The sequence below is a fragment of the Streptomyces sp. NPDC107538 genome, assembly GCF_055657445.1.
In genome coordinates, this window is sequence record NZ_JBVKAY010000002.1 from 705,000 (window position 1) to 721,987 (window position 16,988).

At 71.0% G+C, this 16,988-nt stretch carries 15 protein-coding genes; 6 read left to right on the top strand and 9 right to left on the bottom strand.

The genetic code is table 11. The features are described from left to right. The first annotated feature begins 69 nt into the window (after positions 1-69). The 3 genes from ACZ7MG_RS08925 (at position 70) to ACZ7MG_RS08935 (ending at position 2,438) form a co-directional block, all read left to right on the top strand. The gene (locus ACZ7MG_RS08925; protein ID WP_471385439.1) at positions 70-735 is read left to right on the top strand and encodes an MOSC domain-containing protein; all 666 of its coding nucleotides are present in this window, start codon (positions 70-72) and stop codon (positions 733-735) included. Positions 736-869: 134 nt separating this feature from the next. Next, entirely contained in the window at positions 870-1,643 is a 774-nt protein-coding gene (locus ACZ7MG_RS08930; protein WP_471385437.1) for an SDR family NAD(P)-dependent oxidoreductase, read from the top strand. 93 nt (positions 1,644-1,736) lie between these two features. Further along, complete coding sequence (locus ACZ7MG_RS08935) at positions 1,737-2,438, top strand: ester cyclase (protein ID WP_471385435.1); 702 nt, start codon at positions 1,737-1,739, stop codon at positions 2,436-2,438. 71 nt (positions 2,439-2,509) lie between these two features. Here ACZ7MG_RS08935 and groL read toward each other — a convergent pair whose 3' ends face one another. The 4 genes from groL to ACZ7MG_RS08955 all read right to left on the bottom strand — a co-directional run bounded on the left by groL (position 2,510) and on the right by ACZ7MG_RS08955 (position 7,315). Then, positions 2,510-4,135, bottom strand: coding sequence for a chaperonin GroEL (gene groL / locus ACZ7MG_RS08940; RefSeq protein ID WP_471385433.1), 1,626 nt, complete (start codon positions 4,133-4,135; stop codon positions 2,510-2,512). 135 nt (positions 4,136-4,270) lie between these two features. Continuing rightward, entirely contained in the window at positions 4,271-4,579 is a 309-nt protein-coding gene (groES, locus tag ACZ7MG_RS08945) for a co-chaperone GroES (RefSeq protein ID WP_003998759.1), read from the bottom strand. A gap of 289 nt (positions 4,580-4,868) precedes the next feature. Next, entirely contained in the window at positions 4,869-5,777 is a 909-nt protein-coding gene (locus ACZ7MG_RS08950) for a polysaccharide deacetylase family protein (protein WP_471385646.1), read from the bottom strand. 446 nt (positions 5,778-6,223) lie between these two features. Next, positions 6,224-7,315, bottom strand: a complete 1,092-nt coding sequence (locus tag ACZ7MG_RS08955; protein ID WP_471385431.1) for a polysaccharide deacetylase family protein — start codon at positions 7,313-7,315, stop codon at positions 6,224-6,226. A 110-nt stretch (positions 7,316-7,425) separates the two neighbouring features. Here ACZ7MG_RS08955 and ACZ7MG_RS08960 point away from each other — a divergent pair, with 110 nt between their 5' ends. Next, on the top strand, positions 7,426-8,610 hold the full coding sequence (locus ACZ7MG_RS08960) for a THUMP-like domain-containing protein (RefSeq protein ID WP_471385429.1): 1,185 nt from the start codon (positions 7,426-7,428) through the stop codon (positions 8,608-8,610). Between the two features lie 365 nt (positions 8,611-8,975). On the opposite strand, the gene ACZ7MG_RS08965 is transcribed toward ACZ7MG_RS08960, so the two are convergent. The 5 genes from ACZ7MG_RS08965 to ACZ7MG_RS08985 all read right to left on the bottom strand — a co-directional run bounded on the left by ACZ7MG_RS08965 (position 8,976) and on the right by ACZ7MG_RS08985 (position 14,567). After that, a complete protein-coding gene (locus tag ACZ7MG_RS08965) occupies positions 8,976-10,271 on the bottom strand; it encodes an RNA polymerase sigma factor (protein ID WP_471385427.1) in 1,296 nt (431 codons plus the stop codon). Positions 10,272-10,326: 55 nt separating this feature from the next. Beyond that, complete coding sequence (locus ACZ7MG_RS08970) at positions 10,327-10,683, bottom strand: YciI family protein (RefSeq protein ID WP_471385425.1); 357 nt, start codon at positions 10,681-10,683, stop codon at positions 10,327-10,329. A gap of 159 nt (positions 10,684-10,842) precedes the next feature. After that, positions 10,843-11,922 (bottom strand): LCP family protein, encoded by a 1,080-nt coding sequence (locus ACZ7MG_RS08975; protein WP_471385423.1) that lies wholly within the window; start codon positions 11,920-11,922, stop codon positions 10,843-10,845. Between the two features lie 73 nt (positions 11,923-11,995). After that, entirely contained in the window at positions 11,996-13,339 is a 1,344-nt protein-coding gene (locus ACZ7MG_RS08980) for an endo-1,4-beta-xylanase (RefSeq protein ID WP_471385421.1), read from the bottom strand. A gap of 166 nt (positions 13,340-13,505) precedes the next feature. Next, complete coding sequence (locus ACZ7MG_RS08985) at positions 13,506-14,567, bottom strand: LacI family DNA-binding transcriptional regulator (protein WP_471385420.1); 1,062 nt, start codon at positions 14,565-14,567, stop codon at positions 13,506-13,508. A gap of 133 nt (positions 14,568-14,700) precedes the next feature. On the opposite strand from ACZ7MG_RS08985, the gene ACZ7MG_RS08990 reads away from it, so the two are divergent. Then, positions 14,701-16,065 carry an ABC transporter substrate-binding protein gene (locus ACZ7MG_RS08990; protein WP_471385418.1) on the top strand — a complete coding sequence of 455 codons (1,365 nt, stop codon included), beginning with the start codon at positions 14,701-14,703 and terminating at the stop codon, positions 16,063-16,065. Next, on the top strand, positions 16,062-16,979 hold the full coding sequence (locus ACZ7MG_RS08995) for a carbohydrate ABC transporter permease (RefSeq protein WP_471385416.1): 918 nt from the start codon (positions 16,062-16,064) through the stop codon (positions 16,977-16,979). The genes ACZ7MG_RS08990 and ACZ7MG_RS08995 overlap by 4 nt, the downstream gene beginning before the upstream one ends. Positions 16,980-16,988 lie beyond the last annotated feature (9 nt).

Genomic DNA, 16,988 nt, shown 5'->3' on the forward strand with positions numbered 1-16,988 from the left:
AAGCGGAGCTTGGACAGCGTGCCGAATATCGCGTCGACGCTTTGACCTCCGGCCGCATACCGTGCCCTTATGAAGCTTCTGTCACTGAATGTGGGGCGCCCCGAGGCCGTCGACGTCGTGGAGGAGTCGAAGCGGGTCTCGGGCATCGACAAACGGCCGGTGGACGGGCCGGTGCGGGTGTTCGCGCCCGGGCCCAAGGGCGTCGGTGCCAGCGGGGTGGCCGGGGACGCGGTGTGCAACACACAGCACCACGGCGGCGACGACCAGGCGGTCTACGCCTTCGCCCGCGAGGACCTGGACGGCTGGGAGCGCGAACTGGGCCGTACGCTGCCCAGCGGGGTCTTCGGCGAGAACCTCACCACCGAGGGGCTCGACGTGTGCGGCGCCCTCATCGGCGAGCGTTGGCGGATCGGCTCCGAGGTGGTTCTGGAGGTCACGTCCGGCCGCGTCCCCTGTCTCAACTTCCAGCGCCACCTGGGTGAACGGCAGTGGGTCAAGCGCTTCACGCGCCAGGGCGCGCCCGGCGCGTATCTGCGGGTGATTCAGCCCGGCGAGATCCGGGCGGGCGACCCGATCGAGATCGTCCACCGCCCCGGTCACGACATCACCGTGGCGTTCTCGTTCCGCGCCACGATGACCGAACACAGCCTGCTGCCAAGGCTGTTGGAGGCCGGCGAGGCGCTGCACCCGGAACTGCTGGAGATCGCGCGGAAGTACGTGGCGGCGCAGGGATGACGGGCCGGTCGGGTGCGGGGCGCCGGTGAAGGTGCCGCGCCGGGGCGGGTGTTCACCGGAAGGCCCGCGAAGTCGCTGGTGAACGTGCGGTGGAGCACACGGATGCGCACAGTCCCGGTCACTACGCTTGCGCCATGACAACGGCTCTGATTACGGGATCGACCGCGGGGATCGGTGCCGCCTTCGCGCGGCGGCTGGCGGCGGACGGGCACAACCTGGTGCTGGTGGCGCGTGACACCAAGCGGCTGCGGGAGCAGGCGACCGAACTGCACGACCGGCACGGCATCGAGGCGGAGGTGCTGACGGCGGACCTCGCGGAGGACGACGGCATCGAGACGGTGGCCCGGCGGCTGGCCGACCGCAAGAACCCGGTCGACCTGCTGGTCAACAACGCCGGCTTCGGCAACAAGGGCCGCTATCTCGACGTCTCCATGGCCGACGAGCTGCGGATGCTCAAGGTGCACTGCGAGGCGGTGCTGCGTCTGACGTCGGCGGCGACCGAGGCCATGCGGGAACGCGGTCGCGGCGGGGTCGTCAATGTCGCCTCGGTCGCCGCGTTCGTGCCGCGCGGTACGTACGGGGCGTCGAAGGCCTGGGTCGTGCAGTTCACGCAGGGGGCCGCGCGCGATCTGGCCGGCACGGGGGTCCGGCTCATGGCCCTGTGCCCCGGGTTCGTCCGCACCGAGTTCCACGACCGGGCCGGTATGGGCACCGACAACATCCCGTCCTGGATGTGGCTCGACGCCGACAAGCTCGTCACCGCCGCCCTCGCCGACCTCTCCCGCAACCGGACCGTCTCCATTCCCGACCCCCGCTACAAGGCCCTGATGGGGGTGGTGAAGGTGGTGCCGCGCGGTCTGCTGGGCGGGATCAGCTCGAAGACGGGGCGGAAGTACGGACCGCAGTAGCCGTGGTCGCGGCGCCAGCGGGTGAGGGGGAGGGGGCGCCGCGGGACAATGGAGTCGTTCATCCGGACCAGGGGGGTCGGGAGGCGGCGCATCATGACATTCGTGCAGCTCATCGACTGCAGGACCAGTCGGTTCGACGAGATGAACCGGCTGATGGACACATGGGTCGAGCAGACCAGGGGCAGGCGGACGGCGACGCACAGTCTGATCGGGAAGGACCGGTCGGACGGGGCGCACTTCGTGGAGATCGTGGAGTTCCCCTCGTACGAGGAGGCGATGCGGAACTCGAAACTGCCGGAGACGGACCGGATCTTCCAGGAGATGGTGGCGCTCTGCGACGACGTGCCCACGTTCACGGATCTGGACGTGGTGCGGGACGAGCAGCTGTACGCGGCGACCGCGCGGCGGTTCTTCGAGACCCTGGCGACGAAGGGCGAACTGCCCCCGTTCAACGACCTGTTGGTGGAGGACTACCACGACCACGGCAACGAACCGGACACCCTGGGGCTCGACGCGTTCCGGCGGGAGGCCGAGATGTGGCGGGCGGGCTTCGACTTCTCCTTCACGGTCGACGACCAGATCGCGCAGGGTGACCGGGTGTGCACCCGCTGGGCCTGGAACGGCCGGCACAAGGGCGAGTTCCTCGGCATCGCGGCGACCGGCCGGGACGTCACCATGACGGGCACGACGATCCACCGGTGCATGCCCGACGGCCGGATCGCGGAGGCGTGGTGGGAGTACGACCGGCTGGGGCTGATGCACCAGCTGGGGGCGCTGGACGCGCTGGAGCAGTAGTCGCGGGGACAACATGGGGAAGCCCCCGTTCCGCCGGGCGGAACGGGGGCTTCTCTCGCTGGGGCGGTGCCTCAGTGGGCGTGGCCGTGGCCGCCGTGGCCCGCGTCGGCCGGCTCCTCTTCCTTCTTCTCGACGACCAGGGTCTCGGTCGTGAGGAGGAGGGAGGCGATGGAGGCGGCGTTCTCCAGGGCGGAGCGGGTGACCTTGACCGGGTCGATGACACCGGACTTGACCAGGTCGCCGTACTCGCCGGTCGCGGCGTTGAAGCCCTGGCCCTTGTCGAGCTCGGCGACCTTGGAGGTGATGACGTAGCCCTCCAGGCCGGCGTTCTCGGCGATCCAGCGCAGCGGCTCGACGGCGGCCTTGCGGACGACCGCGACACCGGTGGCCTCGTCGCCGGTCTTGCCGAGGTTGCCCTCCAGGACCTTCACGGCGTGGACGAGCGCGGAGCCACCACCGGAGACGATGCCCTCCTCGACCGCGGCGCGGGTCGCGGAGATGGCGTCCTCCAGACGGTGCTTCTTCTCCTTCAGCTCCACCTCGGTGGCGGCGCCGACCTTGATCACGCACACGCCGCCGGCCAGCTTCGCGAGGCGCTCCTGGAGCTTCTCGCGGTCCCAGTCGGAGTCCGTGTTCTCGATCTCGGCCTTGATCTGGGCGACGCGGCCCTGCACGGCACCGGAGTCACCGGCGCCGTCGACGAGCGTGGTGTCGTCCTTGGTGACCGTGACGCGGCGGGCGGAGCCGAGCACGTCCAGGCCGACCTGGTCGAGCTTGAGGCCGACCTCCTCGGAGATGACCTCGGCGCCGGTCAGCGTCGCCATGTCCTGCAGCATCGCCTTGCGGCGGTCGCCGAAGCCGGGGGCCTTGACGGCGACCGCGTTGAAGGTGCCGCGGATCTTGTTGACGACCAGGGTCGACAGGGCCTCGCCCTCGACGTCCTCGGCGATGATCAGCAGCGGCCGGGAGGCGTTGGACTGGATGACCTTCTCCAGCAGCGGCAGCAGGTCGGCGATGGCGCCGATCTTGCCCTGGTGGATGAGGATGTACGGGTCGTCGAGGACGGCCTCCATACGCTCCTGGTCGGTGACGAAGTAGGGGGACAGGTAGCCCTTGTCGAAGGCCATGCCCTCGGTGAAGTCCAGCTCCAGACCGAAGGTGTTGGACTCCTCGACGGTGATGACGCCGTCCTTGCCGACCTTGTCCATCGCCTCGGCGATCAGCTCGCCGACCTGCTGGTCCTGGGCGGACAGACCGGCGACGGCCGCGATGTCGGACTTCTCGTCGATCGGGCGGGCGGTCGCGAGGAGCTCCTCGGACACGGCCTTGACCGCGGCGTCGATGCCCTTCTTGAGGGCGGCCGGGGAGGCACCCGCGGCGACGTTCTTCAGGCCCTCGCGCACGAGCGCCTGGGCGAGCACGGTGGCGGTGGTGGTGCCGTCACCCGCGATGTCGTTGGTCTTGGTCGCCACCTCCTTCACCAGCTGGGCGCCGAGGTTCTCGTACGGGTCCTCGACCTCGACCTCGCGGGCGATGGTCACACCGTCGTTGGTGATGGTGGGGGCGCCGAACTTCTTGTCGATGACGACGTTGCGGCCCTTGGGGCCGATCGTCACCTTGACCGTGTCGGCAAGCTTGTTGACGCCGCGCTCGAGGGCGCGACGGGCGTCCTCGTCGAACTTCAGGATCTTCGCCATGGGAGCGGTTCAGCCCTCTCGGAAAACGTGGGTGAAACGAACTGCGCCCCTCACGCCCGGCTGATTATGGTCGCGGGGGCCAGGGGCGCAGCTCAAAAGCAAGGTGCTTCGGTGCTTCGGTGAGGAAGCGGTGAACTACTTCTCGATGATCGCGAGGACGTCGCGAGCCGAGAGGACGAGGTACTCCTCGCCGTTGTACTTCACCTCGGTGCCGCCGTACTTGCTGTACAGCACGATGTCGCCGGTCTTGACGTCGAGCGGCAGGCGCTCGCCGTTCTCGAAGCGGCCCGGGCCCACGGCCAGGACGACGCCCTCCTGGGGCTTCTCCTTGGCGGTGTCCGGGATGACCAGGCCAGAGGCCGTGGTCTGCTCGGCGTCGAGCGGCTGGACCACGATGCGGTCCTCGAGCGGCTTGATGGCAACCTTGGAGCTGGTGGTCGTCACGATCCGACCTCCCCCTTCGGAGATCTCACGGGGTTAACTGTCTGAGGTGGCGACCAGGTGGATCCGTCGTCGCGGGTGCCGGACCTGCCCGTCGCGTAGTTGGCACTCTCCAGGGGGGAGTGCCAGACCTGAGACTATGACCGCGATTAGCACTCGGTCAAGCGGACTGCTAATTCCGACCGCTGATGGCGTGGGGCGCGGGGGCCTCCTGCGTGGGCCGCGGCGGTCTTCTCCGTGGGGCGCGGCGGTCGCCGTGGCGCGTCAGAGGCAGTCCTTCAGAGGTAGCCCTTCAGAGGTAGTCCTCCAGGCGTCCGACCGTCAGGCCCTGCGCCTGGATGCGGCGCAGCAGCCGGGTCGTCATCTCCGTGAGGGTGGTGCCCTTCAGCTGCTCCGGGCCCCGGAAGTGGGCGAGGACGATGTCGCCGGGGCGGAGGCGGTCGCCGACCGCGTAGCGGAGGTCGTTGATCTGCATGGACGCGCGCCAGAGGACGACGGCCGTGATGCCGCAGTCGGCGGCGGCGCGGAGCGTGGTGGTGTCGTAGACGCCGTAGGGCGGGCGGAACAGGGTCGGCCGGATGCCGAAGCGCTGCTTCAGCTTGTTCTGCTGGCCGCAGATCTCGGCGCGCTGCCCGGCGTACGGCAGGCCGCGCAGGCCGGTGTGGTCGAGCGTGTGGTTCTGTACGGTCGCGCCGACCGCCCGCAGCCGTGCGAAGTGGCCGTATCCCGGCCCCACGACACTGTCCGTCAGGAACATGCTCACCGGCAGCCGCAGCTCCCTGACCATGTCGACGAACCGGGGGTCCTTCTCGGCCCCGTCGTCGTACGTCAGGAACACCACCTTGTCGCGCGTCCGCACCCGGTCGACGACGGGCGGCAGCCCCGGGCCGGCCGTACGGGGCTCGGGAGGCCGGTCGGGGGTCTCGGGCGCGGGGTCGAGGGGGGCGGGGAGACCCCAGCGGCGGTACGGGGGTTGGTGGGGGCGGTGGGTCGTGGAGTGGGGGGTGGTTGCGCGGGAGCCGGGGGTGGAGGGGAGCTTCGACGCGCCGCCCTCGGAGAGTGTCGCCGCGGCCCCGGGGCGCCCCTCCGCCCGGTCCGCGCGGTCGGCGGGATCGGTGGTGCACCCGGCGAGGAGGAGCACAGCGAGGGCCGTGAGAGCGGAGAGGGCGGCCCAGGCGCGGGCGCCCGGCGCAGGGGCCATCGGTGCGCCGGTGAGCGACACGGGAACCGCCGGTACGCACGCGCCCGGCGTGGAGGCCACCGTCGCACACGCCCCCGGCGCCCGGCCCGTCGCGCCGCTCACACCACGACCTGTCACGCGCGCTTCCTGGACGGGACGGGCCACCCCACGCGCCACCGAGGCCCGACGGCGCGCCCGGCGCTCGTCCGGGACCCCGGGGAGCACCACACGCCGTTCCCGGGCCCCATGCCCTCCGCCCGCCCGGCTTGCCGCCCCCGCCACGCTCTCGCCCCGCGCCGAGCCTTCCTCCGACGCCGCACGCCCTCTTCGCACCACACGCCGGCCCCGGGCCAGAGACCCGGTCCAGGCCGCGCCCCCGCCTCGCCGCAGGTCACGCCCTCCCCGCGCCACACCCCGTCGTTCTTGCCCCGCGCCCCCTCCCCACCCCCGGCTCCCCCCGCCACCCCTCACAGGTAGTCCTCCAGCCTCGCCACCGCGTAGCCCTCGGCGGTGGCGTGGTCGAGGAAGCGGCGGATCATGTCGGGCATGGTGCCCTTCCAGTCGGAGGGGCCGCGGAAGTGGGTGAGGACGATGTCGCCGGGGCGGAGTTCGCGGTCGGATTCCCGGTGGTCCCAGCGGTCGACGAAGACCTCCTCGTTCCAGAGGGGGACGGCCTCGATGCCGCAGGCCTTGGCGGCGCGGAGGGTATCCCGGTCGTAGTTGCCGTACGGCGGCCGGAAGAGGGTCGGCCGCTTGCCGTACCGCTTCTCGATCACGTCCTGCATGCCGCAGATCTCGCGTTTCTGGGCGGTGTAGGAGAGGGAGGGGAGGTGGCGGTGGTGGAGGGTGTGGTTGTTGAGGGTGACGCCCTTGTCCCGCATCCGCGCGAAGTAGCCGTAGTCCTCCTTGACCAGGTAGTCGCTGAGGAAGGCGGTGTAGGGGATCTTCAGCTCGCTCATCATGCGCAGGAACTCGGGGTCCTTCTCCGCGCCGTCGTCGATCGTGAGGAAGAGGACCTTGTCGCGGGTGGGGACGGTGGTGAAGACCGGCGGGAGCCCGTCCTCCTCGTGGCCGTCGACCTCGAATCCCTTGCGGGTGGTCAGCTCCGGCTTCCGCGCCGGCGGCGCGGGCGCGCTCAGCGGCACCTCGGCCAGCCTCCAGCGCTTCGCGGCGGCGACCCGCGCGGCGTGCGCCCGGCGCACCTTCCCGGCGTACGAGTCGAGCGCGCGTGCGCCGGGCGCGTCGAAGTGCCGTGGCCCGTGCTCACGGCTCAGTTCCTGGCCCCGCTCCTGGCCCTGCTTCTGCCCCCGCTCCTGGCCGTGGGCCGGCCCGGCGGTGTCGGGAGCGGCCTCCCCCGCGGTCCCCCGGCGCTCGGCCGGGCCCCGCCCCGAAGCCTCCTCGCCGCCCTCGCCGACGTCCGCGCACCCGGACACGATGACCGCCGCGGCGAGTACGGCGACGTGGCCCCGCACGCCACCGAGGCCGGCGCCGCCGCCCCTCCCGCCCAGGAATCCCGCCCGCTTCGCACTCTTTTCGTCATTTTGTCGTACGAATCGCATGGCGCTGCATCCTCGCAGGGCAACCCCTCCCCGCCGCCCCGACACCGCCGCCGGGCCCCGACCATCCACCGAGTGGCCCACACCCCCGGCCCCTGACCGACAATGACCCGGTGAACGACCTGGACCCCGCCACCTTCCTCACCCCCCTGCTCACCCCCGAGGGGCATGCTCTCCTCGACGAGGTGCGCGACACCGAACCGGCGCGGGAGCTGGCCGTGGCGACCCGGCTGCGCCGCGACCACCCGGCGGAGCTGGTCACGGCGGCCCTCGCCCAGGCGCGGCTGCGGCAGCGGGCGGTGGCGAAGTTCGGGGCGGCGGACGCGGGGCGGATGTTCTTCACGCCGAACGGGGTCGAACAGTCGACCAGGGCGACCGTGGCGACGTACCGCGCGGAGCGGATGCGCGCGCTGGGCGTGACCTCCGTCGCCGACCTGTGCTGCGGGATCGGCGGGGACGCGATCGCCCTCGCCCGGGCCGGGATCCGGGTGCTGGGCGTCGACCGCGACCCGCTGACGGTGGCGGTCGCCCGCGCCAACGCCGACGCGCTCGGTCTCGCCGGGCTGATCCAGGTGCGCGAGGCGGATGTGACGGAGGTGGACACGGCCGGGTACGACGCCGTGTTCGTCGACCCGGCCCGGCGCTCCTCCGGGCGGGGCCGGATCTTCGACCCCGAGGCGTACTCGCCGCCGCTCTCCTGGGCCGTCGCCACTGCGCTCAAGGCCCCGCGTGCCGCGCTGAAGATCGCGCCGGGCGTCCCGCACGAGGCGGTACCCGCCGAGGCCGAGGCCGAGTGGATCTCGGACGGGGGTGATGTGAAGGAGGCGGTGCTGTGGTTCGGCACGGGAACGGAGGGGGTGGTGCGGGCGACGCTGCTGCCCGGCGGGCGGAGCCTGCGCGGGCGGGGGTTGCCGGACCCCGGGGTCCGTTCCGTGGGGCGGTATCTGTACGAGCCCGACGGTGCCGTGATCCGCGCCCATCTCGTCGCCGAGGTCGCCGAGAAGCTGGCGGGTGGGCTGATCGACGCCACGATCGCGTACATCACCGCCGACGAGCATCGTGTCACCCCGTTCGCCACGGCCTATGAGATCACCGATCAACTGCCCTTCAACGTGAAGAAGTTGAAGGCGCTGTTGCGGGAGCGGGGGGTGGGGGTGCTGACCGTGAAGAAGCGGGGGTCGGCTGTCGAGCCGGAGGAACTGCGGAGGAAGGTCAAGCCGCAGGGGCGTCGTTCGGCGACGGTGTTTCTGACGCGGGTGGCGGGGGCGCCGGCGATGCTGATCGGGCACCCGGTCTGAGGGCGCCGTCACGGGCCCGTCGTTCGGGTGCGGCGCCGTCGTGGTTGATCGCGCAGTTCCCCGCGCCCCTTCAGGGCGCGAACCGCCGTCGTTCGGGTGCCGCGCCGTCGTGGCTGGTCGCGCAGTTCCCCGCGCCCCTGCCACAGCGCGGCCCAGCCGCCACCCGCACCCGGCGATGCCCCGCGACCTGCCACGAGAGGCCGTCGATCGGGTGCCGCGCCGTCGTGGTTGATCGCGCAGTTCCCCGCGCCCCTTCAGGGCGCGAACCGCCGTCGTTCGGGTGCGGCGCCGTCGTGGCTGGTCGCGCAGTTCCCCGCGCCCCTGGAGGGCCTGCGGCCCATCCGGGGGCGCGGTCGGGTGATCGCTCAGGTCTCCCCACCGGCCCCCTCCGCCCGGGCTCGCAGCAGGGTCCGTTCCTGTTCGTTGCGGGTCAGGTCGGCCGCTCGTGTGAACTCTTCTCGGGCCTCTTCCGTGCGGCCGAGGCGGAGGAGGAGGTCGCCGCGGACGCTGGGGAGCAAGTGGTAGGCGCGGAGGGTGGGTTCGGTGGCGAGGTGGTCGATGATTTCCAGGGCGGGGGCGGGGCCCTCGGCCATGGAGACGGCTACGGCTCGGTTCAGTTCGACCACGGGGGACGGGGCGCGGGCCGCCAGCAGGGCGTAGAGGGTGGCGATGCGGGGCCAGTCCGTCTCCTCGTACGTGTGGGCCTGGGCGTGGCACGCGGCGATGGCGGCCTGGAGCGCATACGGGCCCGGGGCGCCGGACGCGGCGGCGGTGGCGCGGCCGAGGGCGGTGAAGCCGCGGGCGATGAGCAGGCGGTTCCAGCGGCGGCGGTCCTGGTCCCGCAGCAGGATCGGCTCCCCGGCGGGCCCGGTGCGGGTGGCGGCCCGTGACTCCTGGAGCTCCAGCAGCGCCACCAGACCGTGCACCTCGGGCTCCTTGGGCATCAACTGGGCCAGCACGCGCGCCAGTCGCAGGGCGTCCTCGCAGAGCGCGGGGCGCAGCAGGTCGTCACCGGCGGTGGCCGCGTACCCCTCGTTGAAGATCAGGTAGATGACCTCCAGGACGGAGTCGAGGCGGGCCTCGCGGTCGGGACCGTACGGCACCTCGAAGGCGACGTTCTTGGTCGCGAGCGTGCGCTTGGCGCGGACGATGCGCTGGGCGATGGTCGCCTCGGGGGCCAGGAAGGCGCGGGCGATCTCGGGTGTGGTGAGGCCGCCGAGGAGCCGGAGGGTGAGAGCGATCCGGGCCTCGGCGGACAGCACCGGATGGCAGGCCGTGAAGACGAGGCGCAGCAGGTCGTCGTCGATGTCGTCCGGGTCGGACGGCCGGTCGAGATGCGGTCCCGCCGCCTCCAGGTCCCGCCCCACCTCGGCGAGCTTGCGCGCGTACCGCTCCCGGCGGCGTACGAGGTCGATCGCCCGGTGCTTGGCCGTGGCCGTCAGCCAGGCCGCCGGGTTGTCCGGCACCCCGTCGCGCGGCCACTGCTCCAATGCCGCGACCAGCGCGTCCTGGGCCAGTTCCTCCGCGATCCCGACATCCCGCACGATCCGCGCGACCCCGGCGATGATCCGGGGCGACTCCATACGGAAGACGGTCTCGACGAGCGTGTCCGGGGCCGGGTCGGGGGCGGAGGGGGAGGCGGCGGTGGGCTGTGGGGTCACAGCCCACCATCAGACACCCGGAGGGCGGCCCCGCCAAACAGGCGGCCGAGGAGGCTCAGCCCTCCATGAGCTCCCGCACCTCACAGGTGACCGTCCACTCCTCGCCGTGCACCTTCACGAACCGCTTGGTCCACTCGATCGCCTCGGCCATGTCCTTGCACTGCATCAGCGCGTAGCCGCCGACGACCTCCTTGGACTCGGTGAACGGCCCGTCCGTGACGGAGATCTTCCCGCCCTCCCAGTGCACCCGCGTCCCCTGCGCGGTCGGCGTCAGCCCGGCCGTGTCGAGCATGACCCCCGCCTTGGTGATCTCCTCCAGCAACTCCCCCATCCGCTCCATCAGCTCGGGGCTGGGCCCCTCCGCCGGGGCGGTCTTCTCGTCGATCTGGACCAGTGACAGATAGCGCGGCATGGTGACTTCCCTTGCATCGGCGAGCGGGGCCTGTCCCCGACTCTCACCCATGCGTCGAACGGCCGCACCCCGGATCGACACGTCCGCCGAACTTCTTGAAGAAACTTTCCCGCCGCCGCTCAGACAGGCGTGCGCCGCTACTTCAGCACTTGAGCACCGCTACTTCAGCGACTCCCACAGCTCACTCGCCTCCGGCTCGTCCGCGACCACCCGGTTGCGGTCGTAGGGGGCGGGGACCACCGGCATCATGACCGTCCTGGTGTCGGCCGAGGTCAGGTTCCGCAGGCTCTCGCCCAGGCTCGTCAGCTCACCCAGCGAATCCAGGCCGGTGTCCGTCGTCAGGCTGCCGGTGATGGCGTCGGCGGCGCGGTAGAGCTGGGCGGGGTTGGTGAGGAGGTCGGTGGAGGAGATCTGGTCCAGGAGGGACTTGACCAGTTGCTGCTGGAGGCCGATGCGGCCGAGGTCGCTGCCGTCGCCGATGCCGTGGCGGGTGCGGGCGAGGGCGAGGGCCTGTTCGCCGTCCAGGTGGTGGGTGCCGGCGTCCAGGGTCAGGTGGGAGTCCTCGTCGTCGATGTCCTCGTCCGTGGTGACCGTGACGCCGCCGAGCGCGTCGACCAGCTTCGCGAAGCCGGAGAAGTCGATCTCGACGTAGTGGTCCATGCGGACATCCGTCATCGACTCGACGGTCTTGACCGCGCAGACGGGGCCGCCGACCGCGTACGCCGTGTTGAACATGACGTTGTACGCGACCGATGTCGAACCGCCCGACTCCAGCGGGCAGGACGGGCGGGTGACGAGGGTGTCGCGGGGGATGCTGACGACCGTCGCCTCGGTGCGGCCCTCGTCGATGTGGACGACCATCGCCGTGTCCGAGCGGGCGCCCGAGCCCTCGCCACCGCCGCCGAGTTCGGCGTTCTCCTTGCCGCTGCGGGAGTCGGAGCCGAGGACGAGGATGTTGAGCGCGCCGCTCGGCAGCGGTGCGGTGGAGGCGGAGGCCGCCGCGGAGGGCTCGGTGGCGGACCGGGCCTTCGCGGGGCGGTTGTCTCCGAGCGCGCTGTCGATGTCGACGCTCGTGATGTTGTCGTTGAGCCGCCAGAACGCCCAGCCCGCCCCGCCCGCGCCGAGGACGAGAACGCCGGCGAGCACGCATCCGGCGACCTTCAGCCGGCGCCGCCGTCGTCCACCGACGCCCTCGCCGTGGTTCTCGGCGTCCCCGAACGCGCTTTCTTCACCATTCACGCACAGGAACTTACGTCCGAATTGTTACGGGCAGAACCTCCTGGCGGCATTCCTTCGGAAATTCTCAGACTTCTCAGCCCAGCGTCACCGTCGGGACCGGATTGCTGCCGCTCCAGGTGCCGTTGAAGCCGAAGCTCACCGAACCGCCGCTCGGCACGCTCCCGTTCCAGGAGGCGTTGGAGCAGGTGACGGCCGCGCCGGTCTGGGTGCAGGACGCGTTCCAGGCCTGGCTGACCTGCTGGCCCGCGCCGAACGTCCAGGCGACCCGCCAGGAGGAGAGCGAGGATCCGGCCGCGCAGCTGATCGTGACGTTGCCCGTGAACCCGGTGTTCCACTGGTTCGCCACGCTGTACGCCGCCGAGCAGCCGGCCGGGACCGGTGGTTCGGTCACCGTGCCGCCGAGGGCCGTCGCGATGCCGTGGTACGCGGGTTTCGGCGCGTAGTTCTCGTCGTACGGGGTGGCCGCGCCCTGGCCCGGGAACGTGTCCGGGATCCAGGAGTCGGAGTCGGTGAAGCCCCAGACGGTGACGCCGGTGCAGCGGGTCACGGCCACGCAGGCCTTCACCACGGCGTCGTACTCAGTGCGCTGCTGGGCCAACTTGGCGGCGGTGGACGGCAGTTGCATCCGGATGTCGAGTTCCGTGATGGCGACGTCCACGCCCAGGTCGGCGAAGCGCTGGATGTTCTGCTGGAGGGTGGAGGGGACCTGGCCGAGGATCAGGTGGGCCTGGAGTCCGACGCCGTCGATCGGGACGCCGCGTGCCTTGAGGTCGCGGACCAGGTTGTAGAGGGCCGTGCTCTTCGCGTTGACGCCCTCGACGTTGTAGTCGTTGATGTAGAGCTTCGCGGCCGGGTCCGCGGCGCGGGCGGCGGTGAGGGCCTGGGCGATGTAGTCGGCGCCGAGGCCGTTGTACCAGAGGGTCTGGCGGTAGGTGCCGTCCTCGTTGAAGGGTTCGTTCACCACGTCCCAGGCGGCCAGGCGGCCCTTGTAGCGGCCGACTTCGAGCGCGATGTGGTCGTTCATCAGCGTGCTGAGCTGGGCGGGCGTCCAGGTGCCGTTGTCGAGCCAGCTCGGGTTCTGACTGTGCCAGACGAGGGTGTGGCCGCGTACGTCCTGGTCGTGGGCCTCGGCGAAGGCGACGATCTGGTCGGCCTCGGTCCAGTTGAAGTTGCCTCGGGTGGGTTCTACGGAGCCCCACTTCATGGCGTTGCCGGGGGTGAGCCAGTTGAACTCCCGGCCGGCGATGTCGCCGTAGGTGCCGGTGAGTTTGGAGCCGGTGACGGCGGTGCCGATGGCCTTGCCCTTGGCTGCGGCGAGGTCGCGGAGGGGTGGGTCGGCGGCGTGGGCGGTGGGGGCGGCGAGGAGGAGGGCGGTGAGCATGGAAGCCAGGGACAAGCCGGTTCTCAGAGATCTCATGCGGGTGCCTCCGAAAGTTTCGGTGGTGCATCCGATTGGCTTCGGAGGAGTGTGGAGAGAGTTGCCCCAGTCGTCAATACAGCAACTTCCGGCCACGCGTCTGCCAGGTTCGGTCCATTGCCGACTGCAGCTTCCGTCGTGGCTGATCGCGCAGTTCCTCGCGCCCCTAAAGGGGCGCGGGCCCCGTGCTGCTCCGCACCACCAAGCTCGTCGCCAGCTCCACCCGCGTCGCCGTCGAGGGACCCCCGTCCTGGCGGCCCAAATCAAGCACCAGCCGGGCCGCCGCCTCCGCCATCTCCATCAGGGGCTGGCGTACGGTCGTCAGGGGCGGGCCGACCCAGCGGGCGACCGGGAGGTCGTCGAAGCCGACGACGCTGAGGTCCTCCGGGATGCGCAGGCCCAGTTCGCGGGCGGCTTCGTAGAGGCCGAGGGCCTGGAGGTCGTTGCCGGCGAAGACGGCGGTGGGGCGGTCGGGGCGGCGCAGCAGATCGAGCCCCAGGCGGTAGCCGGTCTCGTGGTGGAAGTCCCCGGCCTTGATCAGATCGGCGGCCACCGGCAGCCCGGCCGTCTCCAGCGCGGCCCGGTAGCCGTCGACCCGGGCGCGGCTGCACATCATCCGTGAGGGGCCGCTGATGGCGCCGATCCGCCGGTGGCCCAGCTCGACCAGGTGCCGGGTGGCGGCGAGGCCGCCCTGCCAGTTGGTGGCGCCGATCGAGGGCACGTCGTCGCCGGGGTCGCCCGCCGGGTCCATCACCACGAACGGGATGGAACGGCTGGTCAGCAGCGCGCGCTGCGACTCGTCCAGCCCCGACAGGACCAGCACGACGCCGTGCGGGCGCCGGGCCGCGACCTGGTCGGCCCAGGTGCGGCCGGGGGTGAGCCGCCCCGCGCTCTCGGACAGGACGACGCTCAGCCCCTCCTCCCGCGCGATGTTCTCCACGCCCCGGATGACCTCCATCGCCCAGGCGCTCTCCAGCTCGTGGAAGACCAGGTCGATCAGGGGGGATCGGGTCGCCTCGGCGCGCCGACGGCGGTAGCCGTACTCGCGCAGCAGGTCCTCGACCCGGGTACGGGTGGCGGGGGCGACGTCCGCACGGCCGTTGAGCACCTTCGAAACAGTCGGAGCCGAGACGCCGGCCTGGCGGGCGATCTCGGCGAGCGTCGCGGTCTGCGTGGACTGCGGGACACGCGCTCTTGTCTGGGTTTCCTCTGGCTTCGCGGGCTTCATGAGCGGGATCGTATCCCTGCGCGACCTCTTGACGAACCCTTTCGACGGCCATACGTTCCCGGAACATTCGAAGTCCCATCCGAAACATTCGTACGCCCGCATGCAACGTCGAACATTCGCGAAGGGTGCTCACATGGAGTCGAGTAGAGGCCTGGGTCCCGGCAACAGTGCTGGTGGCCGGCCGTTCAGCAGGCGCTGGTTCCTCGGCGCCGGTTCCGCCTCACTGCTCACCGCGGGACTCGGCACGGGCCTCACCGCCTGCGGCTCCGGCGGCGGCGCGGGCGGCGGGGACGGCAAGACGCTCACCGCGTTCGTGTACGGCGACGACGCGGTCAAGGTCCAGCAGGCGGGCGTCGACCGGTACAACAAGTCGGCCGCGGCGAAGAAGGCCGGCGGCACCGTCAAGCTGCAGAAGGTCCCCGGCTCCGACTACTCCCCCAAGCTCCGTACGGCCATGGGCTCCCCGAGCGCCCCGGACATCTTCTTCAACTGGGGCGGCGGCTCCATCAAGCCGTACGAGGAGGCGGGCAAGCTCGTCGACCTCACCGACATCATCGAGGGCGACCCGGTCCTCAAGGACGGCTTCCTGCCCTCGGTCCTCGCCGCCGGGGACCTCCAGGGCCGCCACTACGGCATCCCGATGCGCGGCATGCAGCCGGTGATCCTCTTCTACAACAAGTCCGTCTTCACCGAGCACAAGCTCCAGCCGCCCACCACCTGGGACCAACTCCTCGACATCAACGCCAAGTTGAAGAAGGCGAAGATCACCCCCTTCGCCCTCGGCGGCTCCGACGTCTGGCCCGAGCTGATGTGGCTGGAGTACCTGGTCGACCGGATCGGCGGCCCCGAGGTCTTCAAGCGCATCCAGGACGGCGACGCCGAGGGCTGGGGTGACCCGGCCGTCCTCAAGGCCGCCGAGCTGGTCAAGGAACTCATCGACGACGGCGCCTTCGGCTCCAAGTTCACCTCGGTGTCGTACGTCAACGGCGGCGCCCCCGCGGTCTTCGCGCGCGGCAAGGCGGCCATGCACCTGATGGGCTCCTGGGAGTACTCCACGCAACTCGGCAAGTTCCCGGACTTCGCCAAGAGCAACCTGGGCTGGGCCGCCTTCCCGACCGTCGAGGGCGGCACGGGCGACGTCCGCAACGTCGTCGGCAACCCCACCAACTACTGGTCCATCAACGCCCGTACGAAGAACAAGGACCTCGCGGTCGGCTTCCTCAAGGACTGCGCCTCGGAGGCGTACGCGCAGGCCCTCATCGACAACGGGGACGTCCCGACCACCTCGAACGCGGCCGATCTGCTCTCCTCCGCGCCCAACCCCGAGTACGCGAAGTTCCAGTACGACATGGTGGAGAAGGCCCCGGCCTTCACACTCTCCTGGGACCAGGCGCTGGGCGACGGCCTCGGCACCAAGATGCACACGGAGATAGGCAAGCTGTTCGCGGGCCAGTCCTCACCGACCGACTTCGTGACGGCGTGCAAGGGGCTGAAGTGACCGTCACGGTCGACAAGCGCCCTCCTGCGGGGAGCGCCCCCGCGCGAACCGCCCCCGCGCGCGGGTCGCGCGCCGGTCGCCCGCACGCCGCCTGGGCGCTCCCCGGCGTCCTCTTCTTCACCTTCTTCGCGGTCGTCCCGATGGCCCTCGCCCTCTATCTCTCCTTCACCAGCTGGGACGGCCTCGGCGACCCCCGGCCCGTGGGCCTCGACAACTGGCGGAAACTGCTCGACGACCCCCGGATGACCCAGTCCCTCTGGCTGACCGTCGTCCTGACCGCCGCCAGCTGGGTCTTCCAGACGGTGATCGCGCTTCTCCTGGGCGTCTGGGCGGCGGGCCGGCAGCGCAACCGCGCGATCCTCTCCGCGGTCTTCTTCGTCCCGTTCCTGCTCTCCTCCACCGCCATCGCGATCCTGTTCTACGCCCTCCTCGACCCGAACTTCGGCATCATCCAGCGGGACACCCTGGGCTCGCAGAGCGGCGCGTTCCTCGCGATCGTGTTCGTCGGCGGCTGGCAGTTCATCCCCTTCCACACCCTGATCTACCAGGGCGGGGCCCGCCAGATCCCCGAGGTCCTCTACCAGGCGGCGGCCATCGACGGCGCGGGCCGCTACCGCCAGTTCTTCTCGATCACGCTCCCGCAGCTGCGCCACACGATCACGACGTCCACGGTCCTCATGGTGGTCGGCTCCCTGACGTACTTCGAGACGGTCCTGATCCTCACCAAGGGCGGCCCCGGCACGGACACCGCGATCCTGCCGTACCTGATGTACGAGGCGGGCTTCAAGACGTACGACTTCGGCTACGCCAGCGCCATCGCGTCCTCCCTGGTCATCGCCGCGACGGGGCTCTCCCTCGTGCTGGTCCGGCTGACCGGTTTCGGCGCCATGCGCAGCACGCGTGAAGGGATGTGACGGAGCGGA

Excerpts from the sequence above, each read along its gene's own strand:
- ACZ7MG_RS08955 (WP_471385431.1), bottom strand. The coding sequence starts at position 7,315 with ATGCGATTCGTACGACAAAATGACGAAAAGAGTGCGAAGCGGGCGGGA.
- ACZ7MG_RS08985 (WP_471385420.1), bottom strand. The coding sequence starts at position 14,567 with ATGAAGCCCGCGAAGCCAGAGGAAACCCAGACAAGAGCGCGTGTCCCG.
- ACZ7MG_RS08925 (WP_471385439.1), top strand. The coding sequence starts at position 70 with ATGAAGCTTCTGTCACTGAATGTGGGGCGCCCCGAGGCCGTCGACGTC.
- ACZ7MG_RS08970 (WP_471385425.1), bottom strand. The coding sequence starts at position 10,683 with ATGCCGCGCTATCTGTCACTGGTCCAGATCGACGAGAAGACCGCCCCG.
- ACZ7MG_RS08990 (WP_471385418.1), top strand. The coding sequence starts at position 14,701 with ATGGAGTCGAGTAGAGGCCTGGGTCCCGGCAACAGTGCTGGTGGCCGG.
- ACZ7MG_RS08950 (WP_471385646.1), bottom strand. The coding sequence starts at position 5,777 with ATGGCCCCTGCGCCGGGCGCCCGCGCCTGGGCCGCCCTCTCCGCTCTC.
- groL (WP_471385433.1), bottom strand. The coding sequence starts at position 4,135 with ATGGCGAAGATCCTGAAGTTCGACGAGGACGCCCGTCGCGCCCTCGAG.
- ACZ7MG_RS08930 (WP_471385437.1), top strand. The coding sequence starts at position 870 with ATGACAACGGCTCTGATTACGGGATCGACCGCGGGGATCGGTGCCGCC.
- ACZ7MG_RS08980 (WP_471385421.1), bottom strand. The coding sequence starts at position 13,339 with ATGAGATCTCTGAGAACCGGCTTGTCCCTGGCTTCCATGCTCACCGCC.
- ACZ7MG_RS08935 (WP_471385435.1), top strand. The coding sequence starts at position 1,737 with ATGACATTCGTGCAGCTCATCGACTGCAGGACCAGTCGGTTCGACGAG.